Here is a 25499-nt window from a genome sequence, read left to right as displayed (position 1 = left end):
CTTTTGCTCTTCTTGCTCAAGAAGTAAAGCCCGTAAAAAACGTAATTATGATGATCCCTGACGGGACCTCCATAGGAGTATATTCTGCCGCACGGTGGTTTAAGTACTATAATGGGATGGAAAACAAACTCCACATAGATCCTTATCTCTCCGGAACTGTTTCCACCTTTTCTTCGAACGCACCCATCGGGGACTCGGCGCCTACCGGCTCCACCTACGCGACCGGCGTATTGCAACAGGTAGGGAATGTGGGAATACATCCTACGGTTTCCGATAATGACTTGTTTCCGGTGGACGCAAACCGCACTTACCAGCCTGCGGCCAATATCCTGGAAGCTTCCAGAATCGAAAAAAATAAAGCGGTGGGATTGGTGGTCACCTGCGAATTTCCACATGCTACTCCTGCCGATTTCTCCGCACACCACTACAACCGCGGCAACTATAAGGTTCTCGCCCCTCAAATCGCCTATCAGAACATTGACGTAGTATTTGCCGGAGGAAATAAAATCCTTACCGACGACATCAAAAATCATTTCGCAAATAATGGAACAACCCTTATCCAAGACGATAAGGAGGCACTTCTGCATTATAATGGCAACGGAAAAGTATGGGCATTGTTTGACGAAAAATCCATGCCGTACAACATAGACAAGGATCTCGACAAAATGCCTTCCCTTGCAGAGATGACCGAAAAAGCTTTAGAGGTGCTGTCAAAAAAGCCAAACGGATTCTTCCTGATGGTAGAAGGAAGTCATGTGGACTGGGCAGCCCATGCCAACGATCCGGCGACTATGATTGATGAATTCCTCGCTTTTGATGAGGCAGTAGGAAAAGTGATGGAATTCGCCGAAAAAGACGGTAATACTGCAGTGGTAATAGCTTCCGACCATGGAAACAGCGGATTCTCCATTGGTTCAAGAAATTGCTCCGGCTCCAGCAAACTCTCCCTTGAACAACTCTTCGGGAACGTTTCCAAATATAAGATGAGTACGGTGGCTTTGGAATCGGTCCTGATGGATACCAAACCGGAAAAGATCAAGGAAACATTCAAAGAATACACCGACATCGACCTTACCGATGAGGAGCTGGAGACACTTCTCTCCTCAAAGAACTATAAGGAGAGCGATTACACTCAGGTGGGTACCAGCAACAACCTGGCCTATAACATCGGGAAAATATTGAATGCAAAAACCTGCTTTGGCTTCACCACCGGATCACATACCGGTGAAGAGGTACTGCTTGCATCCTACCATCCTCAGGGCGACATCCTCAAAGGAAATGTGAAGAACACCGAATTAAACCGGTACCTCCAAAAAGTAACGGGGCTGGAGATCTCCCTGGAGGAGTTGTCCGACCGGATATTCGCCAAACATGACAAAGTTTTTTTGGGGATGAATTACACCATCGACAAGAAAGACAAAGATTTTCCGGTACTCAAGGTAAAAAAAGGAAAGAACACCCTTGAAGTGCGGGCGTTCTCATCTGTGGCAAAGCTGAATGGGAAACCCTTCGACATAGGATCCGTGGTGATCTACATCGATAAAAACGACACCTTCTACTTGCCGGTCGGACTTGTGGAGAAATTATAAATTATTCCTCTGCCTGTTTGACAACCATATCACCCTGGAATGAAATCGACTGCCTGTCCGTATCATTTATATCAAGACGGGCAGTTCCGTTTTCCCAGATATCGAACCGGAAAATAAGGGGGCGATCCAGGTCACGTACTGTGATGATGACATTCCAATTTCCTTTTTTGGTCCCTTCTTCCACACGGTATTCAAAATCTGTACTTGTGAACCTATACCCACCTTCATTCGGGTTCATGGGTACACGATAGGCACGCCCGTAATAAGGCAGGTACGTTTTTACGGTATCAGGTGAAACCTTCACATCATAATAAGGTGAAAGATAGACCGACTTATACCCTGTGGGATAAGCATGGGTTGCTTTAAATGTAAAATAGGGAACTTCCACTGCATTCCGCACGTCCGCGGCCAATTTCTCTTTTTCGGCAGCCGTCTGCGCAGTCCCGCACGCATGGAAAACCAACACCGAAAGGAGGGATGCAAATCCCGGAAATATCCACCTCTTCATCATATATCCTCCATTTTTACAATAAGAGACTTTTCTTATCGGAATAACTATATAATAAACAGACAGAAAGAGGATTTTGTTTATTCCCCCGCCGCTAATGTATCTTCAGCATTTCCTGTATTTCCGCCAGATTCTCCGCAATAATATCCGGTTTCAGGTCCGATTGCTCCACTATCTCCATCGTAGTTTCGCCCGACATCACAAGGATACCCACTGCTCCCGCGTTATGTGCCATACGCACGTCCGTATAGATACGGTCACCGACCATCGCTACCTGATCAGGTTGAAGTGAATAACGTTCCAGGATACCACTCAACATCCGGGGATCCGGCTTTCCAATCACCAAATCCGGTTTTCTGCCGGAAGCACTCTCAATACAAGCACATATAGATCCGCAGTCCACCAGGATAACGGGTTTGTCGGTAGGACAAACCCAGTCGGGATTAGTGGCTATATAGGGAATACCCCTGCTTGCCCACCAGGCAGCCCGGCACAAGCGGGGATATACCAGCGACATATCAAAGCCGACCACCAACATATCCGGCACATCATCCGCATCATCGGCCGTAGAAATAAACCCGGCTCCCTCAAATTCGCGTACCATACTGGGAGTTCCCAGAATAAACAATCTTCTGGTTTCCGGGTGATGGACTTTAATATAGTCTATCGTGGCTTGGGCAGAGGTATACATCTCCTCTTTTGTTGCTCTTATCCCTATTTTATCGAGATGGGCAAGGTAATCGGCCGTACTTTTCGATGGATTATTGGTCAGAAAAGAGTAACCGATGCCATTCTCTTTTAAATAATCAAGAAAGGGGATGGTAAAAGGGAAAAGCGTCCCCCCGTTATAAATCGTTCCATCCATATCCAAAGCAAAATGCCTGACTTTCTTTAAACTCTCTTTTAATTGGGAGCTTGTACCAAGTCCCATCTTATCCATATATGTAAACATACCTGCGTCAAATTAACTACTATACATTCTCTTCCTCACCGTATCCATCGGCCTTGGCTTGCCACATCAACAGGAAGACGAAGGTACACAGGATTGCGACCCCGATCATTCCCATGAAAACATAGTCCCAGCTTTTCTCAGGGTTCACCTTGTTGATCATATCCACGAAATATCCCACGCCCACGCCGGAAACAAGACCGCTGGCATAGCCGAATAAACCTGTCAGCCCGTTTGCCGTAGCCGCCCCGCGGTTGGTCGCCTGGTTTGCTGCCGCAATGCCGATCAGTGCCTGCGGACCATAGATAAAGAATCCGGCCATGGCCAGTGTAATAACCATTACCCAGGGAGATACCCCGGAGGGTAACAACAGGAAGACGCTCATGAAGACGGCCACCCCGATCATGCAGAACACACAGGTACGGTGAGCCCTTCCTTTCAGGAATTTGTCCGTTACCCACCCCGCAAGCAACATCCCCACAATGCCGAAAATTTCGAACACCGCCACCGTCCAACCCGCATGGGACAACGACATGCCCCGGGCCTCTTTCAGGAAGGTAGGTCCCCAGTCCAGTACCGCAAAACGGACTATATAAACGAAGAAGTTGGCGATTCCCAAAATCCATATCCATTTATTACGGTAGACATATTTACGCACAAAAGCTTTATATTCCGCCGAAGAATCCTTGCCTTTCTTATTGGTCTTGTGCAATTCGGGCAACCCTACCGAAGAAGGGGTATCCCTCAGCGAAAGGAACAGTCCCACGGAGCCTACCAGTGCAATCACCGCGGGAATCCAGAAACACCATTTCCAGGCCCCTACATGCGATGCCGATTCCAACACGCTCTTCATCTTTTCAGTATCGGCCATGTCCACATTCAGGTTGGCGGCGATCTGGGCGACAACTTCGGGGTTGGCACTCAGATTGGTTCCGAATGTCCCCATGATGTAACCGCAAAGGATTGCCACCAGACTCGCTCCGATAGAATGGGAAGTGTTCCAGATTGACATTTTGGTGGCCAGTTCCTGTGGGGGAATCCAGTGGGTAAGTAACCGGGCTACAGGGGGAAAACCGCTACCCTGCACCAAATTATTAAGAACCAAGATAATACCAAATATCAACACCATCGTATTGGTAAACATCGGCCCATCGGTCTCCCCGGTAATCAATGTACTCAGGTCGGCCCCGAAGCCAAAGGCAAAGTTGGCAATGGCGCAGAGGAACAGTCCAACCGACATATGGTAACGGGCATTCATCCGGTCGGCAATGATCCCGTTCAGGAAGCGGGAGAGGCCGTAAACAACTGTCACCAGTGTCATGATGATACCAAAGCTGGTCTTGGTGATGCCGTATTCCGCACTTAATCCCGGAATGGCAAAAGAGAAATTCTTGCGTACAAAATAAAAAAATGCATAACCGATCATCGTCGCTATCAGCGTGCGTGTCTGCCAGTACTTAAATCTTTTTTCGGTATTTGTTTCCATTTTCGATGATTGATGGGTTCGTAGATTCCTTGTCTATCAATGATGGACAAAAATAGTATTTTATTTTTTGTTATCAAAATGTTTCGATTAAATACGAAAGCAGGTAGTTATCATTTCGTAAAACAACCATTTATGTTTCACAGTAGCGTAACTGCAGAGGCAATGAGATGTGAAAAGTAAATAAAGAACATACATACAAGCATACCGTATGCGAGGTAGATATGGCTTTTCGACATCGTCTTTGAATAGAAATAGGCGTTCAGGCAAGAAATCAGCGTAATAGAGATCAACAGAAAGAAAAGGGTCTCCTGCCAATATATAATCTGAAAAAACAGGAGAAGCAAGATCAGGAAAACCTCAAACCGGATTAATGAGATGGTAAGGGCTTTATCCCGGTTATAAGTCCTGATACAAAGAGTCATATTAGATATAAAAAACAGTCCGGTAAATACCACTCCGCCCCATTCCAATGCGGAGAAAAGGGGAATTTTCGGCAGAGATATGGCCGGGAAAGCGAAAAAAGGCGCTATGAAACCGGATATGTCATCCAGAAACCAGTAGATTGAGAACAATGTCACATATATGAGAAAGAGGCCAAATAACGACGAAATAAATGATTGAAGCCGGAAACTCCGCATTGAACGTTCTCCTATCCACCAGCAAGGTAAAAGTATAAGGGCATATATCTGGAATAAGGAAGCCATTCCGATAAGTATTGCCATCCGGAAAGAACTCAGATAAGAATCCGGCTTCTGATATGACTCCAGTAGCAAGAACAAGGCCAATAGTATAAAAATTATGCTGATATAATCGCCCGACATTACCAAAAAATAGGGATGAAGGCTCAACAGGAATAAAGGAACGATAAAGGGCAGGTTAGAGCGCGAGCGAAGCAAATTAAACCTACCATTCAAAAGCGATAATAACCAAGCAATAAGGAAGACGGACAACGTGGAGCCCAGCAATGATAGTCGGGGGTTTCCAAAGAAAGGCGCAATCGGCTCCCAAAGATAATTATACCCCCCGGAGGGAATTTGGGGTAAGCCTTCCACGTAATACAACGCTGCACGCATGGCGATCATTCCCAGAGAGGCAAGTAGCGGGGTAAAACGCCCTTCTACAAAAACAGAACGAAATGACCGGACAATAAAATGCATGAGGTATTCTTATTTAATGCAAATCGAAGCCTATATCTTTTCTACAATAACTATTTTCAAAACTGATTCCGGCAATATTCCTGTAAGATGTATCCAGCGCTTCGTCCATCGTTCTGCCGTAAGAGGTAACCGAAAGTACCCGGCCGCCGGATGTGACTATTTTACCTCCCTCTTCTTTTGTGCCGGCATGGAAAACGATACTGTCCTGCACCATATCCAACCCCCCGATCACTTTTCCTTTTTCATATTCTCCGGGATAGCCTCCGGAGACCATCATCACTGTAACGGCATAACGGTCGTCTGTCTCCAATATTTTTTCGTCCAGCGTCTCTGTGGCAACGGCAGTCAATAACTCCAGAAGATCCGACCTGACCAGGGGTATAACAACCTCCGTCTCAGGGTCACCCATACGGACATTGTACTCAATCACTTTCGGCTCACCTCCCACATTGATCAATCCCAGGAAGATAAAACCCTTGTACTCTATCTTTTCGTTGCGTAACCCTTCGATTGTCGGCTCTACAATACGGTTACGTACTTTCTCCATAAATACCTCATCGGCAAAAGGTACGGGCGATACAGCACCCATCCCGCCTGTATTCAAGCCGGTGTCACCTTCTCCTATACGTTTATAGTCTTTTGCTACAGGTAAGATCTTATAGGATTTCCCATCCGTCAGGACAAATACCGAACACTCGATCCCTGAAAGGAATTCCTCTATTACCACCCTGTTACTTGCCGCACCGAACTTCCCGTTGAGCATCTCCCAAAGCAGCCGCTTCGCCTCATTGAGGTCATCCACGATCAGCACTCCCTTGCCGGAAGCCAATCCATCGGCTTTCAACACATAAGGTGCGGCAAGCGAGTCGAGGAAAGCATTCCCTTCCGCCACGTTATCGAGAGTTACCGTCGTAAAACGGGCAGTAGGAATATGATAACTTTCCATGAAGCGTTTCGCAAAATCCTTGCTCCCTTCTAATTGCGCCCCTTTTCCCGAGGGACCGATCACGGCAATATGGCAGATATCCTCATCCTCGTGGAAATAGTCATATATACCCTCCACCAGAGGCACTTCAGGACCTACAACAACCATATCGATATCATGGTCAAGCGAAAACTGTTTTATTGCCCCAAAGTCAGCCACTCCGACAGGCACATTGGTCCCCACCGCCGCTGTGCCGGCATTCCCGGGAGCAATATAGAGATTATTCAAATACCTGCTTTTTCGAATTCCCCAGGCCAACGCATGCTCGCGCCCACCGGAACCAAGAAGAAGAACGTTCATATATTTAAAATTACCGATTTAAACCGCAAAGCTACTAAAAAAATGACTTTGTTCCACGACAATGGGGTAAAATCCTCAAGAGGTTATTATCTTTGTAGTTTCAAGCAACAAAATATATTAGACATGAATATAAACCGGATATCGGCCCTTTTTGGCATTCGCGTCCCTGTTATCCAGGCAGGGATGGTATGGTGCAGTGGCTGGAAGTTAGCTGCTGCAGTGAGCAATGCCGGAGGGCTGGGACTGATTGGTGCGGGATCGATGCATCCCGACACGTTACGCGAACATATTCGCAAATGCAAAGCGGCCACCGGCAACCCATTCGGGGTAAACGTACCGTTAATGTATCCGCAGATTGAGGAGATCATGCAGATTATCCTTGATGAAAAGGTGCCGGTCGTCTTTACTTCGGCCGGTAACCCTAAAACATGGACTGCAAAGCTTAAAGCCGAGGGTATCAAAGTGGCCCATGTAGTCTCCAGCTCCCGATTTGCCGTCAAATGTGTTGAAGCTGGCGTAGACGCTGTCGTTGCCGAAGGCTTCGAAGCCGGAGGCCATAATGGCCGTGAAGAAACCACTACTTTCACATTAATTCCACAGGTAAGAGCAGTTATAGACCTGCCATTGATTGCCGCCGGGGGCATTGCTTCGGGCGAGGGAATGGCCGCCGCATTTGCCTTAGGTGCCGAAGGAGTACAGGTAGGTACCCGGTTCGCACTTACTGAAGAGAGTTCCGCCAGTGATGCTTTTAAACAACGATGCATTTCACTCAATGAGGGTGAAACCATTTTATCATTGAAAAAGGTAAGTCCCACCCGATTGATAAAAAACGATTTTTACCAACAGGTGCAGCAATTGGAAGACCGTGGTGCTACCACCGAAGAACTACGCGAACTATTAGGTAGAGGCCGTTCAAAAAAAGGTATTTTCGAAGGAGATTTGTCAGAAGGAGAGCTGGAAATCGGGCAGATCGCCTCGCATATAAAAGAGGTTCTTCCGGCTGCGGAAGTAGTAAAACAAATTATGGAGGGGTTTCACAAAACAGTACGGCGACTTTCTGCATTATGAATAAACATTTTCTCTTTATTCTGATATCCCTTTTTACTGCAACGCTTGCAGCACAGGAGATCAGACAATTTACGCTGGAAGAGTTGATTCCGGGCGGGAAAGAGTATACCCGTTTCACCCCTCGGATTCCCACACAGTTTCAATGGTATGGCGACCGGCTGATAGTATTGCGCAACGACTCTGTATGGATTGTGGAAGACCTCGCAAACCCGGATAACAGGCAACTGTTTCTCATCTTTGATCAGCTCGGCATAAAGGGAAAGTCTGCCAATCAACCCGGGCACGTAAAATATCTTTCCTTTCCCTCCGATGGTAACCCGGTGATACGGGTATTTACAACAAAAGGCGCAGGACTGTTTAATACGGAGAAAATGGGATTGGAGACTTTTTTCAATTTCCCCGATAATAGCGAAAACCATCTACTCTCTCCTGACAACCACTATCTGGCTTATACCATCGGGAACAATCTCTTCATCAGGAACCGGGATGGTGAAGAGAGGACCGTCACCCGGGAAGAGGACCCGGGTATTGTGTGCGGACAAGCGGTACACCGCAACGAATTCGGCATCGACGGCGGCATATTCTGGTCGCCCGACGGCAAGAAACTGGCTTTCTACCGTATGGATGAGACCATGGTGACCAACTATCCACTGGTGGATATTTCAAAACGGACGGCAGAAGCAAAACCTGTCAAATATCCAATGGCAGGAATGAAAAGCCACCATGTGACCATCGGCATCTATGACACCACTACCGGTGAGACTATCTATCTGAAAACGGGCACACCGGATGAACATTATCTCACCAACATTGCATGGAACCCGGATGCATCGTCTATCTATGTTGCCGAGCTGAACCGCAGACAAAACCATATGAAGCTGAACCGCTACCATGCTGCCTCCGGCGATTTCGACCGGACTTTGTTCGAAGAGATCAATCCCTGGTATGTGGAACCGGAACACCCCGTACTCTTTACCGACAGCAAGGGAGACCAATTCATCTGGCAGAGCAGGAGGGACGGCTTTAACCACCTCTATCTCTACGACCGGTCGGGAAAACTGAACCGTCAACTCACCCGGGGAGATTGGGAAGTGACCGATATCATCGGCATCGACAAGAAAGGAGAAAACCTCTATTTTGTATCGACCGACCCCACGCCGATGGAACGGCATCTCTACAGCGTGGAGCTGAAGAACGGCAAGACCACGCATCTCAGCACTCAACCGGGCATCCATTCGGGAGCCATAAGCCACTCGGGAAGATACCTCACCGACCGGTTCTCGGCGCACGATAATCCGGGAGAACTCCGGCTCATAGACACCCGCAAAGGAAAATCCACCCTCCTGGCGGCGGCAGACAACCCCTATGAAGGCATTGAGATGCCTTCTGTGGAACCGGGCACCATCAAGGCGGCGGACGGCAGTACCGACCTCTACTACCGGTTGGTGAAACCGGCCGGTTTCGATGCTTCTAAAAAATATCCCGTGGCGGTCTATGTATATGGAGGCCCTCATTCCCAGATGGTAAGCAATCGCTGGCGATATGGCTCCGGCGGATGGGAGACCTACATGGCGCAAAAAGGATACCTGGTGTTCGTAATGGATAACCGCGGCACTTCTTACAGGGGCGCTGCCTTTGAGCAGGTGACGCACCGCCAACTGGGCGTGGAAGAGGCCAAAGACCAGAGGAAAGGGGTGGAATTCCTGCACTCCCTCCCCTATGTGGACAGGGACAGGATGGGAATACACGGCTGGAGTTATGGCGGTTTCATGACCATCAACCTGTTGCTCCGCTATCCCGGCCTCTTCAGGGTGGGTGTGGCCGGAGGACCGGTGATCGACTGGAAATATTATGAGGTGATGTATGGCGAACGCTATATGGATGAACCGGATGAAAATCCGGAAGGGTATGCCGAAAGCAGCCTCTTACCCAAAGCCGGTCAATTGAAAGACCGCCTGCTCATCATCCATGGCGACGAAGATCCCACTGTGGTGATGCAGCACAGCCTGCAATTCCTGAAAGCATGTATCAGGGCGGGCACACACCCCGATTTCTTTGTCTACCCCGGCCACGGACACAATATGATGGGAGCTGACCGGGTGCATCTACATGCGCATATAACCCGTTATTTTGAAGATTTTATCGATTAGCCATGCAATACGAACTTTTTCCATCGGAACGAATTTGTTTCTTCAGCCTGAGCAGCGGCAGTTGCGGCAACAGCTACTATCTGGGGAATTCCCGTTGGGGTATCCTGATCGACGCCGGCATAGGGCCGCGCGTCATCAAGAAGCGGCTCGCACAGTACGGTATAGAGCTCTCGTCGATCATGGCTATTTTGGTCACACACGACCATTACGACCATATCAAATCGGTGGGTTACCTCGGGGAAAAACTGCATATCCCGGTCTATGCCACCCGCGAGGTGCACCGGGCGATTATCAACCACCCGCTTATCCGTAACAGTCTCAACGGATCCACCCAATATATCGAGAAAGGTAAACCGTTTCAGATTGAGGATTTCCAGATCACCGCTTTCGACGTACCCCACGACAGTGTGGACAATTCCGGTTATTTTATCCGGTTCGGCAACCATAGGTTTACCCTGGCCACCGACGTGGGCTGCATTACCGACGAAGTGGCCTATTATATCTGCAAAGCCAATCACCTCGTCATCGAGACCAATTACGATGAAGAAATGCTCAACAACGGCCGTTATCCCTATCATTTGAAACAACGTATCTGTTCCGGATCGGGACACCTGAGCAACCGGCAGACTGCCGAGTTCCTGGCCAATAACTACTCGTCCGACCTCCGGAATATCTGGCTATGCCACCTCAGCGGCGATAATAACAATCCCGAGCTGGCTTACCGGACGGTAGAGGAACAGCTCACACAAAAAGGTATAAAGGTGGGCAAACAGGTATCGCTACAGGTACTACGGCGGAATATATTATCCTCTAAAACCGATTTTTAAATTGCAGACCAATGTCCCTATCCCCCGTCCTGTTATTTACTTATAATCGTCCTCTCCACACGCAGAAAACGCTAAGCGCCCTCCTTGAAAATAAACTTTGCAAGGAGAGCGAGTTGTTCGTATTTTCAGACGGATGTAAAGACGAGGTAGATGCAAAGGATGTAAAAGAGGTACGCAAAATCATTCATGCCATTGATGGATTCCGAAAAGTTCACATTATCGAGAACAACGATAACCAGGGATTGGCAAATAACATTATTGGGGGTGTTACCAAGGTGATAGAAGAATACGGAAAAGTTATCGTAATGGAAGATGATTTAGTGACCTCCCCCTATTTTCTTACATTCATGAATGAAGCCCTTGATATGTTTGAGAACGAAAACAGGATCGGGCATATACACGGGTATTGCTATCCCCTGCCGGAACTGCCGGACGCTTTTCTGATAAAATGGGCCGGAAGTTGGGGGTGGGCAACGTGGAAAAGGGCATGGCAAGAGTTTAATTCCGATGGGAAAGCCTTATTGAATGAAATCAAAAGCAGAAAACTTTCCCGAACATTTGATTTTAACGGTAAATACCCTTACACGCGAATGCTCCGACGGCAGGTGAAAGGACAAAACAATTCATGGGCTATTCGCTGGAATGCTTCACTATTTCTGAAAGATATGCTTTCAGTCAATGCCGGGAGATCGTTGGTAAAGAATATCGGGTTTGACGGTAGCGGTACACACAGCGGTTCCCAGGATATTTTCGCCACACATCTATACACTCAAAAACTATCGATCGGCATTTCAGAAATAGAAGAGTGCAAAGACGCACGAAAAGCTATCGAAAGATATTATGGGAAAACCAATTCATTTTGGGCAAAAGTGAAACGGAGGGTGAACCGACATTTCAGTCTTGTATACAAATAAAAAACTGGAGAAAGATCTCTTATGCGGAAAATTCTCATCTTTGAACCATTTCTCTCCGGACATCGACTGGAATATATCCATCATTTGCATGAAGGAGCCATAAAGAATTCCGGTACACAGTACTATTTTGCCGTATCAGAAGAATTTGAAGAAATGAAAAAAAACTATATTTGGCGTGAAGCCGATAATATTACTTTTCTATTCTTGGACCATCGGCAAATTCAATCCTTGCATTCTAAACATAAAATAGCACGCATTTCTGGCTTGGTTGGCATTGCCTCTAAACTTGCAAAAAAATATAAGGTAGATGATACCTTTTTCATCAGTATTGCCGAATATATGCCATGGTTGCCTCTTTTCTTCAGATCAGGATCAACCATTTCAGGGATCATTTATTATATATACTTGTATGAATGGCAATCGAAAAAAACAGTTGCTCGGGTGAAAGATGCCCTGACATTGCTTTCTGTTATCCCTATTAAAAAATACAAACATCTTTTTTTGCTCAATGACCCTGTAGCAGCAACCTATATGAACAAGAAGTTCAAGACGAAGAAGTTTCACTATCTGCCTGATCCCTATCTTCCTCTTACTGTTGACAAAGAAAACGATAAAAATTTAAAAGAGAGTCTTGGCATAGAAGACGGAAAAAAGATTTTCCTTCATTTTGGTTCGATGAGCTACCGAAAAGGTACTTTAAATATCCTGCATGCCATTTCTTTACTCTCTCATGATGAAGTGAAAGATTGTTGCTTTATTTTCGCCGGCAAAGTGAATAACGATATAAAAGAGAAATTTTACCATTTGACGGATGCCTTAAAAAATAAGGCCCAAATTCTTGTTTTCGATGAATTTTGTCCACCCTCTTTTCTCTCTTCATTATGTGAAGCCTGCTCGGTAATTGTAGCTCCATACTACAATACAGCTTACAGCAGTGGAATCATTGGATACGCCGCAAACTTCCAAAAGCCCATTGTTGTACCCAATGAAAAATTTATCGGGAAACTAGTCAAAAGATATCGTTTAGGTTATCGGATAAAAGATAATTCACCGGAAAGTATTGCCGATTTTATAAAAAACAGGAATACTTTTCTTTCTATAAACGGGAATAGATATATGACTACTCATACGGTAGATGATTTTGTACAAAAGACTTTATGAATTAAGAAGAACTTACCCGATTGGGCCATTCAGGGCATACCGGGTCCTTAAGGGGATTTCGGCTTCTACCGGAAATAGCTACGGAACAAAATGAGGTATAAAATTACAAATTCAGTATTGGCAGCATTTGACAGATTTGACAGATTTGATATCAACAGCCATTAAAAGAAACTTTTACTTCTTCCGTTTAAAAACGGCAAACCAATCCTCAATCTCTTTCAACATTTCCAATTTTAGTCCTTTGCATATAAGGAGATACAAAACAGAAGCAATAAAAAATTTGACTGTGATATAGAGCAAAGTGTGATGAAGGGCTAACGTGGTAAAATAGGCAGCCCCCACAGATACAAGGGCAGTGAGCAGGTAAGGCGACGTATCCCTCAGAAAATGGGAAAGGCTGTAACCGATAAGACGTCCCGACAAAAAAACAGAAATAGACAACGTGATGACCATATAAACAATCCAACTGACAGCCAGAGCCATAATACCTTTCGGAAAGAGAAGTACAATTAACAGAATCAGAACTACTCCCTTCACAATCTCAAGTCCCAGAAAAAAGGCAGACCTTTCTTTCGCGATGAACAACTCATTGAAAATAAAAACAAATGGAGATAACATCCCGGCAAAAGTGAGTACCTGAAAAAAAGGTACGGAAGCAAGCCATTTCTCTTTAAAAAACAGGTAAAACAACGGCTCCCCTAACAAGACCATCAAAAGTCCAATCGGGAAAGAGAGAAAGGCAATGGATTTGATAAGCTTACTGACCACCCTGACTAATCTCTCCCGGTCTTCGTTGATTTCCGATAAGACGAGCATCGCCACAGAACGGAATGTGTTGGAAAGGGTAAGGAATGGTATATCCTGATATTTTTTTGCCTGGTTGAAATAGGCTACCTGCTGCATGGGATAATATGCAGCAATCAAACTTGGATAAATATTGTTGGTTATACCGGAAATTATGGAAGAACATAAAAGTCTGTTACTGAAAGCGAAAAAGCTTCTCAACTTCTGGCCGCTGAAGATTATCCGGGGGTGCCAACGAGTATAAAGCCATAAAAAGAGACTCCGCAGCACTGCAAGCAAAAGGATTTGCGCCACCAACGCCCACACTCCATAGCCATTTATTGCCATCACGATGGCAATTATGTTAGCAAGAAGCATGGCAAATAAATTAATTTTTGTTATACCTTTGAAATCTGCCCTCAATGTCATAATCGTTTGAGGAATCAGTCCAAATGCATTACAAATTATTGAAAGAAACATAACTCTGGCAATCGACACAATCTCGGGAGTATTGAATACTATTCCCAGAAAGGGAGTTATAAAAAAAAGAATGAGGTAGAGGAGCAAAGCCAACGAAATATTGAAATAAAACACAGAAGAATAATCTACATCCGTTATATTCTTCTTATTCAGTAGTGTTCTCCCGAAACCGCTATCGATCAGTATTGTGGAGAATGCCGTAAACACCGCCAGCGACCCGATCAGCCCATACGCATCCGGAGTGACAATGTTCATCAACACAAGCATGCTCACAAAGTTGAGTATCTGTTGCCCAAATTTATCGACAAAGCTCCAGAAAAGAGAACGGGTTGTTTTTTTCTTCAGTGTGGAATCGGCCATCTCAATGTTTATTTCACCCGACAAAAGTAGGGATATTTTGCTTATTACTACACACTCTTGCGGTATAAATACCATTCAAGGATATCGCCCTGCGGCTGACGATACTTCTTTGCGAGAAAAAATTACCGAGCTTTTCGGGAAGATAGTATGGTAACAAAGAATGATACAAATTTTGATTATTTATTACTTTGACAGATATTGAAATGCGTTTCATCCATTGAAATGGCCCTGTGGAAATCTTCCGGCAGATCATTCTGTCTTGTCAGTTCAAACGTTTCGGATCTCCCCTCTTTGGATAATTACCGTTTTAGTCCTGGCAGTATCCGGATATTTTTCCATATTATTGCGTAATTCCGCCGAACTAATTACTTTCATCGTCATGAACTTTAATGATTCAAAGTGCATTATAGTTGTACAACTATAACATTCTCATTTTACTCAACCAAATTATCCGGTGATTTGAAAAATACCCGATGACATATAAAGGGAAACCCCCTGGCCGGGATTTCCCTTTATAACATAAATTATCCCTTTTGAAAGGGGGATCCTTCTTATTTATTGCAGGTATTCGCCTTTCTCAAGCAATGCCATGGCTTCAATTAGCATGTTACCGCTCAACTGTTCGGTCAGGCCGGTGAGGGAGGCAGGCTTGCTCCTCCAATCCGGGCCAAACAATACGGCCGGTTTGGCAGTACCTTGCAACCACAGGGTTTCGCCATTGTATTTCATGAACTGGATATAACGCCGCCGATCTCCCTTGTCCAGACGCTCCTGTTGGATTAATTCGGTGAAATAACGGATAAAGATTCCCTTGAACAACCCGCCATCACCGGTTCCTTCACTTTTCAGGATGGAATTGCTGACCAATGAGCCAATAGTGTAATTGGCAGCACGCACAGCATCGTTCAGGTATGCCCTCTCACCCATGATCCGGTGCAATTCTATCGCCGAACCGATAAAGGTTCCCTGGTTATAGGTGAACACCCAATCTTTTTGAATGTCGCCGGAAGTGATATCGATATTGTCATACACAGCACCGGTATTGGAGTTGAAAAGTACCGACTTCTCCCAATCATAGATTTTTAACGCCCATTCCTTGTCTTCTTCGTTGCCGAAGCGCTGGTATAAACGTGCGGCAAGGATACAGGCGGGTCCGTTGGAACAGGCGTTCTTTCCTTTCCGCTCCTTGTTCCAGAAAATACCTCCCCCGGCAGCATCCGACCAGCCGGTTTTAATATACCCCCATATCTCGATGGCGGCAGCCTTGAATTTATCATCCTTGGTGGCATCATACGCCCGCAGCATGGCAAGGCCAATCCACTCCATGTCGTCATAGAAATGGTTGTCGAAGGTATTGCCGTTCTTGATCTTCACCCCTTCGAACCATTGGTCGAAATAGTTCTTGTAGGCGTTGTCGCCGGTACGAAGGTAGGCATCGACCAATACATCCAACGCATGTGCCTGTGGCCAATAGTGAAAGTCGGTCTTGCCGTTGCTGTCGTAGTTGAAATATTTGCCTCCGGCATTCCAGAAAGAATTTGTGAGTGCCGTAGCACTACTGTCGGCGGCGGCGGCCCAATTGACATTGAGACCGCCGGAGCCGTTGTTGACGGGCCCATCCTCTTTCTCGCACGAGAGAACAATCAAAGAGAGTAATACGATATAAAATATTTTTTTCATTTCAATGCTGTTTATTTACTGATAGAATGCGTATAAGGTTTATCAGCCGTGAGATAGACGGCATAATCGGCAGGAACGCCATCAAAATCACCCATCAGCTTCCATATATTATCCCACTGATTGGGATTAGCCAGGAGTTGCAGGTAGTAATAAGATTCGGGACTATCCTCATCGGGGCGCGAGTCAGTCTGATTAAGCGTGCCCCATTCGAGTTCTTTTTCATCCCCGTTACCTCTGTCTTCTTTGACAAACATCCTGAATTTATACCGTTCATCCCTGCCCCATCCTTCTTGTTTAAAAGTGACGGTTTGTTGTGTGGCCTTGAATATACCATTACCCACATAAGGCAGTTCAAACAGAATCTCATTGGACGGACTGAAAAAGAATCCGATCTTGGTGACAAGGGAGAGGGTGGCCGTGGTAGTATTAAAATCGATAACAATACGGTATACCCCTTCTTCACTAACTGTAGAAGTGCCTCTTTCTTTTACATGGTCTTCCGCAGAGATGGAAAATACCAGGGGGGTACCGTCTCTGGACTCGACAAAATAGAATGGCTCATCCGCTTTTAATTTCATATATATTTCGTAGGATGCTGATCCGAGCGAAGTCATCTTCCGGGCGTTCGATATATCGGGCCCGGCTTCTGAACCGGCCCCCGTAATATACAAATCTAACGGGTCTTCAAGCCCTGCCAGACGTGTGATGGTAATTGCATGCTCCTGCGGCGATTTTACCGTGTGAGTTCCTTTGGAGGAAAAAACTGTCCATTTGAATGAGCCTTTTTCCATTGGTTGTATCTCCATCATGCCGGCAATCTTGTTGATTTGGGAGTGGGGAATGGTCGCATGATTATAAATCCCGTTATTATCTGCTTTCACCGTGTAGACCGGATTAGAGAAGTCGCCGTCAACCTTGTCAAAGGCGACATAATAAATAGAAGTACCCCCGACAGACAGATCGGCATATTCCCATTCAAAATAGAGGTCAGCCGAAGCGGAGGGGTTTAACACGATATCCCTCTCATTGAGTGGTTCAATCAATTCGTTTACCGGCGCCAACCGCGAATCGGTTTCGCCCATCTTATCGTTACATGCCGAAAAAGCCAACAGTGAAACGATCACAAATGTTATTTTTATCAATAGTGTTCTCATTCTTCTTCTCTTATTTGATGACTAAATTATGGGTATATTCACCGGAAGTACTCAGAGAAAACATAAAGTCATATGTTTTGTCACTCCATCCGTCGGTAGCAGGAGTTTTCCAAATTTCATTATTTGTCCATTGGGTAACATTATCCCTTTCCTCCATATAATAATAGGAGGCATTTCCGGTCGGCTTGCTGTCGTTGCTACTCTTTGATCTCCATTCAGTCTTGACTGTCGAACTTTCCATACGGAACTTATAACGATCGTCGGAATTATCGCTGCCGGTAAGACCGGTAATGGTATAATCTGTAAGTTCCCATACGCCCAAACCTTTATAAGGCAATTCTATTTCACGTTGCGCCCAGTTCAGGAAAAGGACGACCTTTGTCACTTCTTTTGTCTCAAACGATCCGGTACTGAAGTCCAGCCTGTATTTATATATGCCGGTGGTGGATACGGAGGATGTCCCGCCCTCTACCAGTTTAGCCCCATCGACTGAAAAATCGAGTGGCGTCCCGGTTTTGGCACTCACAAACCTGAATGACTTCCCCCCTTCGAGTTGGGTATATATTTCGAATTCATCATCTCCCACTTTCTTCATCATCAAGGCTTTCGACAAATCGTCACCTACTTCCGTAGCTTCTCCCGTGATATAAAGCTGTTCGGGAATATTGGCTAAACCGGCTAAACGGATCAGGGTGAGGGTACGCTCTTCGAGTGCCTTTACAGGATTAATTCCCCGTGAAGAAAATATCGTCCACTTCAATGTTCCCTGTTGAGCTGCTTCTATTCCTGCCATGGCAGCAATCCTATTCAGTTCCTTATGCGATATAACCGCTTCGTTTTCACTCCCATTGTTACCGGAAGGCCGCACATAAAGCGGATTGGAGAAGTCCCCATCCATCTTGTCAAATACCACTTCGTATAATACGCCACTGCCATCTTCCGCATAGGCGGGCTCCCATGAAAAAGTCATGGATGCCGTGGATTTCAGGATCAAAGCCTTATCATCATGGGGGTTATACAATTTTTTCACAGCTGTAACACCCAGATGTCTTACATCCAGATCACTGCTGCAAGCCCCAAAAGCAAAAACAAGGGCGGCAATGAGTGCCATACCGATCATACCGATTTGTATTTTTTCTCGTTTCATATACATGTGTCTAAATCATTAGTAATTGGGATTTTGGGTAAGATTCTTATTGATATCCCGTTCCGACTGTGGAATGGCAAACAGGTAATCCCTCTCCCTGTTGAATTTACGTTCTTCCAAACGGATATAGGTGGTATTATTGTCTTCGAAACGGGCACCAGTCGGCCGGCCGTTCAATACCGTTTCGGCCGTTTTCCAACGGCGGATGTCAAACAGTCTCAACCCTTCTATCGCCAGTTCACAACGGCGTTCACGACGAATGATATCCTGCAGGTTGCCGCCGGCCGGATAAGCCAACGCGGAAACATCGGTAAAGCCTGCTCGCTCACGGATAGGACGGATGGTCTGGTTCCACACCGTCTCGTTCATCTCTCCCATTTCGTTCTTGGCTTCGGCGTACATCAGAAGCACATCGGCATAACGCATCAGGATAATATTCAGTCCTGCGGCGATGCTTCCTTCGGGAGCTGTGGGATCGAAATATTTACGCAGGTAATATCCGGTAGAAGAAGCATTCTGCCCCTGTCCGGCATACACATCCAGTTTTTCCTGGTCGGTGGTGCCGGTACCGGGTTTAATATAGATGGTAGAAACAGAACCGTCGCCTTTTTTCCATTGATATCCGTGGTAAACGATCGTCAGCCCAAAACGCGGATCGCGGTTTACATAGGGGGCATCTTCACTATACCCTGAGCCGGATTCCTTGATGGTTTTACCGTTTATCATCAGATAGTCGTCCACCAGTTCCTGGGTAGGGGCAAAGCCGTTGATCCGCGCACCGGCTGAAATGGGGATGGCATCGTAGTACTCGCCCCATGTCCTGAGTGTCAACTTATAACCCAGATCCAGAATTACTTCACGGTTGTACTCGTTTTCCGGGAGGAACAACCCTTCATAACTCGGAAACAAGGAATAGGTACCATAATCCCCATTCATGATCTTCCCGGTAATCGCAGCCACATTCGGGTAATCGTTCTCATACAGGTAGGTACGTGCAAGCAATACCATGGCAGCGCCTTTGGTGATACGACCATTATCCTGCGCACCATATTGTTGTTTCGTGGGGAGGTCCGACACGATGGCATTCAGCTCTGTCCTTACAAAATCGAGTACGGCAGACCTTGGAGACCGCTCTATGCTGTTTGCCTCCTGCACGGTAACGTCATGGTCGAACAGGGGCACATCGCCGTAATGATTGGAGAGGGTGAAGAAGATAAACGCACGGATAAACCGTGTTTCAGCCTTCATCCTCGTCTTTAATGGCTCGTCCATTCCCGGCACACGATCCACGTTCTCGAGGAACACGTGACAGGTTTTAATGCCTTCAAAAGCATTTTTCCATCGATCGCGAAACAATCCAAGTGCAGCATCAGCCTGCCCCGAGGTAATTATTTTCTCGTCGGGATTTCCGCGTCCCTGATAAAGGTTGTCGGTCAGTTTTTCGTCGGAGAAAAATTTCCCGGCATCATGCATCTGGCTATAAGCCATGCTCAATACGGCAGAAGCCTTTTCGGTGGAGGTCCAGTAGGTGGGGTCGGTAAACTTGTTCGTTGGCGTCAAATCGAGTTCATTGCAGGCAATAAAAAGGAATGATGACATACAAACAATACCTGAAAATATATATTTTATTATCTTGTTGTTCATAACATCCATGTTTTAAAATTCTAAATCAAATCCAAATCCATAATAGACCAATGTAGGATAATTACGGGCGCTATTGGCACCAACTCCTTCGATACCACCCATATTGCTTCCGAATTCGGATGATTCGGGGTCGATGAATGAGTTCTTTGAGAATGTCAATGGATTCTGTGCATTGACGTTTATCCTCAGTTTTTGTACCCCATAACGGCTGGTCAGTGCCTTTGGTAATGTATATCCTAACTGGATATCCTTTACACGCAGATATGCACCGTTCAACAAATAAATATCGGTGCCGGCCTTTCCCCAGTTATTGTTACTCGACATGGATCCGGGTGCCACCAGACGAGGCCAGCGGGCATCGGGGTTGGTAGGTGTCCAATAGTCAAGCTGATGCCGGTAAATGGCGTACGAGTAATTGGAATGGAAAGGTTCTATCAATTCTCCACGCACATACATGTCGCGCTTGCCTACCCCTTGCAGGAAGATTCGGAAGTCGAAGTTCTTATAAGCGACATCATAGGTAAACCCAAACGTATAACGCGGAAAAGCATTTCCAAGGACAACACGGTCCTTTTCATCGATCACACCATCTCCGTTCATATCCACATATTTCACATCACCCGGTTGTACCGAGGCTCCGATTGGCAAGGCACTGTCGGAAATTTCTTCATAACTCTGGAAATAACCGTCGGTCTTATATCCGAAATAGCTGCCCAACGCTTCTCCTTTGCGAATCAGCTTATACATCTGGTCACTATTATCGATACGCTCTTTTCCTGCGAAATCGGTGACTTTATTCCTCGAATCGGAAATATTCAAATTAAAATTATGATTGAAATCACCCGTCTTTAACCGATATGATATGGTAGCCTCCCAACCCTGGTTTTTCATTTTACCCACATTCTCCTTCGCAGCAGTAGTACCGAAAACAGAAGCCACTTCAGGCGACAAAAGGATATCCCAGGTGGTTTTGTTGAAGTAATCCAGCGCCACATACAAGCTGTTATTCAGGAAAGTGGCATCCGCCCCAATATTAAAGGTACCGGCCTTCTCCCATGTAAGGAAGGGATTCCCGACGGTAAAACCGGTGCCGGGCACAGCTTCATTATTGAACACATAACTATCTTTGGACATCTGGTAAACAGTCTGATAAGAATAATTGGTCACATTCTGGTTACCCAGTACGCCATAAGAAGTACGTAATTTCAAATCACCCACAGACGATTTATAACTATCCATAAAACTCTCTTCACTCAAACGCCATGCGGCCGAAAATGAAGGAAAGAATCCCCAGCGCTGGTCTTTTGCGAATTTCGATGATCCGTCGTAACGAAACGACACATCGGCATAATACCTGTCCATATAACTATAGCCTGCACGCCCAAAAACAGAGGAAATACTGGTTTCGTCGGTCGCAGGATTTCCATCACCATCAGTACCTATCGAGTTATAGATATTCGGATCGGGCTCTTTGTCATCGGTAGTGGGTAATCCCAGGTCTTTATCGGTATATCTCCATGCGATACGGCTGGATTTGGAAGTATAAGACTCATTGGATGCACCTAATAAAGCGGTAATATGATGATCCACATTAAAAGTACGATCGAAGTCAAGCATAAATTGTGTGCTCAACGTATACCTTTTGTTGTTGAAATCTTCCGTCAACCGGTTGGAATGAATACTGGGACCCGGTTCTGCCGCGTCACCCGATGCATATAGCGGTACTTGCTTGTCGCGGCGGAAACGATGATGTTGCGTCAGATCCAATCCGGCCAATCCTTTGGCAGTCAGCCCATCCATAATCTTGAAATCGAGGTTCATACTACCGATAAAATTGTCTTCGGATTTTTTCTCGTAACCACCATCTTTCAGGTAGGCCATCGTATTATCGTCGCCGATAATATTATTAACCAGCCACTTCCCGTTTTCCTGAAATTTATAATAATAATAGGGCGGGATACGTGAAGAGTTGATAATCACATTTCCTGTACCTCCGGCAACCGTCCGTTGGCTGTTACGGTTATATGCCATGATGGAAGTCAGTTTGAACCGTCCGTATTCGGTAGTAAGGTTACTACGGAAATTGTACCGTTCCAGGCCGAAATTACCGACAAAGTTGCTACCCTGATTGAAATATCCGGCAGAAACCATATAGGTTGTTCCACTGTTACCTCCCGATACCGTAAAGTTATAGGCCTGCTGCAAGGCTTTCTGCATAATTTCATCGAAGTACCAGTATTCTTCGCTCCGGTGATCATACAAGTCCCGGATTTGTGCCGGTGTAAATGTCGGGGAGTTTCCGGCATTCATGTCAGCCACATTGCGATACATGGCGTTTTGCCAACCCTTTACCGGTTGGAACAAAATACGGGGATTTTGATACCCTACCAGTCCATTAAAAGTAACTACCGGTTTCCCAATAGAGGAACCCTTCTTCGTAGTTATCAGCACCACACCGTTGGCAGAACGCGATCCATAGATCGCCGCACTTCCCGCATCCTTCAACACTGATACATTCTCAATATCGTTCGGGTTGAGGTTGTTCAACGTCCCTGTACTGGAAATCAATCCATCAATCACAATCAGTGGATCGTTATTTCCCATCGTACTTACACCACGAATATTGATATTCAAGCTATTGTCATTAGGATTCATATTCTTTTGCTGAATAATCAGATTGGCCGAAGCTCCCTGTAATGCGGTCACCGCATTACTTACCGGTCGATTTTCGAAGACTTCTGAACCAACCTGATCGACAGATCCGGTAATGCTCTTACGTTGACGTGTGCCATATCCGATCACAACTACTTCATCGAGTTTGGTGACATCTTCCGCCAGCACAATATTAAAAGAGTTCTTTCCTGCGGTCGGGATATCTTGCTCAAGATACCCGATATAAGTGATCCTCAGGACAGCATTCTCAGGCACCAACAATGAAAAGTTACCGTCGATATCCGTCACCGTACCGATGGTACTATTATCTACAACCGTAACGTTGGCACCGATAATGGCTTCACCGTTTTCATCCACAATCTTTCCGGAAATCGGCCGGTTGGACTGTTGATTGGCTTTGGCAGCAGCCGAGCCTCTTACAAGAATAATATTGTTCCCTTCCACTCTGGAAACAATACCAGTCTGCTTGAACAAGTCGGCGAGCACCTCTTCTACGGATTTGCCGTTGGCATTCACAGAAACTTTTCTGGATACATTCACTTCATTGGCATCATACACAAACAAATAGTCTGTCTGATTCTCGATTTCGGACAATACTTTCTGTACCGATTCATTTGCAATGCGTATATTCACCTTTACATCCTGTGATTTTGCATGCAAAGAGAATGCAAAAAAGCTAAACAAACATAGTGTAACAAGATGCTTTTTTAATACAACCCCGAATATCGGCCTGATTAAAAAGTCCATTTTTCTCTCTTGAATGTTCTTCATTCTTTTTCCATTTAATTATTAAACTGCAACTGTTATTTAATTGGTAAAAAATTGAATCAGATAAATGCTATTTTATCTGATTTGCCTTCACTCTATAGTCAATTTACTCTATTGTGATCAGATTATTTATCGTATCATTTCCGACCTTAAAATCATTTTGCAATTCAAGTACTTTCAAGATATGAGCGGCTCCATCCTGAAGCCTGAATTTCCCGGTATATCTTCGAGTCATGGTCCTGCCTTCCGCAATATTGATTTTAGTGTCGTAGTACTGCTCCAATAATGAAGCTATTTCATATATGCTCCTGTTATCGAGGGAGAGGATACCATCCCTCCAAAGGAAACTGTTTGTATCAATTGTTGTAAGCTTTACCTCACTATCTGTGATGATGACACATTCCTGTGGTTTTAAAAGCAGGTTTTCAGATGATTCTTTCCGGTTAATTTCTACACTTCCACTCAGCAATGAGGTCTCAAAGTGCTTATCGGGGTTATAAGCCTTCACGTTGAATTCCGTCCCCAAAACTTTCACACTATACCGATCTACTTCCACAATAAAAGGGTGTTGCGGATCATGGGCTACTTCAAAAAAACCTTCACCCTGTAATTGCACGACCCGCTGACTATCATTGAAAGTAGAAGGAAATACCAATTTCGATTTGGAATTGAGCCAGACATTCGTTCCATCGGCTAAAAGAAGCTTTACTGACTGCCCGGCAGGAACCACAATCTGCTGCATGCCCATAAACTTATCCTTCAAAGCCATATCTTCGTCCTGTCCGAAAAAATCACGATGATAAATAAAAACCGATAAGAATATTCCTGCTAAAAAAACAGCTGCAATACCCCAAAAAATCGGAGATATCATCTTCCTTTGCTTTTTGCGCGATAAAATATGTTTTTCCCCCGACAAACGCCAGAGAGAGATATCCTGTAACCGCCTTAAATGATTGAATTCTTTTTCGTTTTCCGGAGATGATTTTATCCAGCAAAACACCTCTTCTCTTTCGGATTGAGATGTATTGCCGTCAAGATATTTTTTTAATAAATCAAAATTCATTCTGAATAAATCATTAGTGATACCAGATTACCCCTGTATATAATTAAGACGAAATTCTCCCGAATAACCCTAAAACAAAAAATGAGATTTTTAGAAAAAAAATAAAAGAAGTACCGAAGGAAGATAATCTTTCAGGTTCAGTCGAAGGAGTTTCAAGGCCTTAGACATATGGTATTCCACATTTTTTACACTCATATCCAACGTCAGGGCGATCTCCTTATTGGATAAATTTTCGTAGCGACTTAAAACAAATATTTCGCGCGTTTGAGAGGAGAGCTCCAAAAGCGTATGCTCAATAATCTGTTCTATCTCTTTTGAGAAAATAATATTCGGATCGCATTCTTCCAATGATGAAATCCGGAAGTGCAGTTCTTCAATTCCCAGTTCAGACAAATGATCATAGGCTTTCTTCCGGGTTGAAAGCGCTTTCAGATAATCTAAAGATTTATTCTTCAATAAGGTTAATAAGTATGCCGACACATTATGAATTTGTTCAGTACGGATCATTTCATATAACTTGATGAGCACGTCAGATGCAATATCTTCTGCCACAAACTTATCATGCACGTATGATTGTGTAAATAAAAAACACTTCTGATGATATGTAGCATATAATTCAGCAAAACTGTCCGGATTAGAGGGCTCTTTCATTC

Annotated in this window: 19 protein-coding genes; 6 read left to right on the top strand and 13 right to left on the bottom strand. The window is 45.2% G+C overall.

Going from position 1 to position 25499, the window contains the following annotated elements:
* The first annotated feature begins 47 nt into the window (after positions 1–47).
* Positions 48–1589 (top strand): alkaline phosphatase, encoded by a 1542-nt coding sequence (locus B4G81_RS10020; protein ID WP_294082083.1) that lies wholly within the window; start codon positions 48–50, stop codon positions 1587–1589.
* A 1-nt stretch (position 1590) separates the two neighbouring features.
* On the opposite strand, the gene B4G81_RS10015 is transcribed toward B4G81_RS10020, so the two are convergent.
* From B4G81_RS10015 to purD, 5 genes are all read right to left on the bottom strand, one after another.
* Positions 1591–2100 carry a DUF4251 domain-containing protein gene (locus B4G81_RS10015; protein ID WP_294082081.1) on the bottom strand — a complete coding sequence of 170 codons (510 nt, stop codon included), beginning with the start codon at positions 2098–2100 and terminating at the stop codon, positions 1591–1593.
* Between the two features lie 91 nt (positions 2101–2191).
* Positions 2192–3037, bottom strand: coding sequence for an HAD-IIA family hydrolase (locus B4G81_RS10010; protein WP_414703190.1), 846 nt, complete (start codon positions 3035–3037; stop codon positions 2192–2194).
* A 31-nt stretch (positions 3038–3068) separates the two neighbouring features.
* The gene (locus tag B4G81_RS10005; RefSeq protein WP_294082076.1) at positions 3069–4532 is read right to left on the bottom strand and encodes an MFS transporter; all 1464 of its coding nucleotides are present in this window, start codon (positions 4530–4532) and stop codon (positions 3069–3071) included.
* A 137-nt stretch (positions 4533–4669) separates the two neighbouring features.
* Positions 4670–5689, bottom strand: a complete 1020-nt coding sequence (locus tag B4G81_RS10000) for a hypothetical protein (RefSeq protein WP_294082074.1) — start codon at positions 5687–5689, stop codon at positions 4670–4672.
* 13 nt (positions 5690–5702) lie between these two features.
* Entirely contained in the window at positions 5703–6974 is a 1272-nt protein-coding gene (gene purD, locus B4G81_RS09995) for a phosphoribosylamine--glycine ligase (RefSeq protein WP_294082072.1), read from the bottom strand.
* Positions 6975–7103: 129 nt separating this feature from the next.
* Between purD and B4G81_RS09990 the strand changes: the two genes are divergently transcribed.
* The 5 genes from B4G81_RS09990 (at position 7104) to B4G81_RS09970 (ending at position 13094) form a co-directional block, all read left to right on the top strand.
* A complete protein-coding gene (locus tag B4G81_RS09990; RefSeq protein ID WP_414703189.1) occupies positions 7104–8042 on the top strand; it encodes an NAD(P)H-dependent flavin oxidoreductase in 939 nt (312 codons plus the stop codon).
* Positions 8039–10192, top strand: a complete 2154-nt coding sequence (locus tag B4G81_RS09985) for a S9 family peptidase (RefSeq protein ID WP_294082068.1) — start codon at positions 8039–8041, stop codon at positions 10190–10192. Before B4G81_RS09990 ends, B4G81_RS09985 begins: the two co-directional genes overlap by 4 nt.
* Before the next feature lie 2 nt (positions 10193–10194).
* A complete protein-coding gene (locus B4G81_RS09980) occupies positions 10195–11019 on the top strand; it encodes an MBL fold metallo-hydrolase (RefSeq protein ID WP_294082066.1) in 825 nt (274 codons plus the stop codon).
* 11 nt (positions 11020–11030) lie between these two features.
* Positions 11031–11933 (top strand): glycosyltransferase, encoded by a 903-nt coding sequence (locus B4G81_RS09975; RefSeq protein ID WP_294082064.1) that lies wholly within the window; start codon positions 11031–11033, stop codon positions 11931–11933.
* 153 nt (positions 11934–12086) lie between these two features.
* Positions 12087–13094 (top strand): glycosyltransferase, encoded by a 1008-nt coding sequence (locus B4G81_RS09970; protein WP_294082062.1) that lies wholly within the window; start codon positions 12087–12089, stop codon positions 13092–13094.
* A 174-nt stretch (positions 13095–13268) separates the two neighbouring features.
* Here the strand turns inward: B4G81_RS09970 and B4G81_RS09965 are convergent, their stop codons facing one another.
* The 8 genes from B4G81_RS09965 to B4G81_RS09930 form a co-directional block, all read right to left on the bottom strand.
* Positions 13269–14717, bottom strand: a complete 1449-nt coding sequence (locus B4G81_RS09965) for a lipopolysaccharide biosynthesis protein (RefSeq protein WP_294082060.1) — start codon at positions 14715–14717, stop codon at positions 13269–13271.
* A 555-nt stretch (positions 14718–15272) separates the two neighbouring features.
* Complete coding sequence (locus B4G81_RS09960; RefSeq protein WP_294082058.1) at positions 15273–16397, bottom strand: glycoside hydrolase family 76 protein; 1125 nt, start codon at positions 16395–16397, stop codon at positions 15273–15275.
* Between the two features lie 11 nt (positions 16398–16408).
* Entirely contained in the window at positions 16409–17551 is a 1143-nt protein-coding gene (locus tag B4G81_RS09955) for a SusE domain-containing protein (protein ID WP_294082056.1), read from the bottom strand.
* A 10-nt stretch (positions 17552–17561) separates the two neighbouring features.
* Complete coding sequence (locus B4G81_RS09950; protein WP_294082054.1) at positions 17562–18698, bottom strand: SusE domain-containing protein; 1137 nt, start codon at positions 18696–18698, stop codon at positions 17562–17564.
* A gap of 18 nt (positions 18699–18716) precedes the next feature.
* Entirely contained in the window at positions 18717–20342 is a 1626-nt protein-coding gene (locus B4G81_RS09945) for a RagB/SusD family nutrient uptake outer membrane protein (protein ID WP_294082052.1), read from the bottom strand.
* Between the two features lie 12 nt (positions 20343–20354).
* Positions 20355–23786 carry a TonB-dependent receptor gene (locus tag B4G81_RS09940; protein WP_294082050.1) on the bottom strand — a complete coding sequence of 1144 codons (3432 nt, stop codon included), beginning with the start codon at positions 23784–23786 and terminating at the stop codon, positions 20355–20357.
* A gap of 103 nt (positions 23787–23889) precedes the next feature.
* Positions 23890–24846: a FecR family protein gene (locus tag B4G81_RS09935; RefSeq protein WP_294082048.1), complete on the bottom strand. Its 957-nt coding sequence runs from the start codon at positions 24844–24846 to the stop codon at positions 23890–23892.
* A gap of 90 nt (positions 24847–24936) precedes the next feature.
* Positions 24937–25497 carry an RNA polymerase sigma-70 factor gene (locus B4G81_RS09930; protein ID WP_294082046.1) on the bottom strand — a complete coding sequence of 187 codons (561 nt, stop codon included), beginning with the start codon at positions 25495–25497 and terminating at the stop codon, positions 24937–24939.
* Between the last annotated feature and the right edge of the window lie 2 nt (positions 25498–25499).

It is taken from the genome of Proteiniphilum sp. UBA5384 (assembly GCF_002410825.1).
Lineage (GTDB): Bacteria > Bacteroidota > Bacteroidia > Bacteroidales > Dysgonomonadaceae > Proteiniphilum.
Note: the sequence above shows the minus strand (reverse complement) of the source record. Positions and strands in the feature narration are given on the sequence as shown.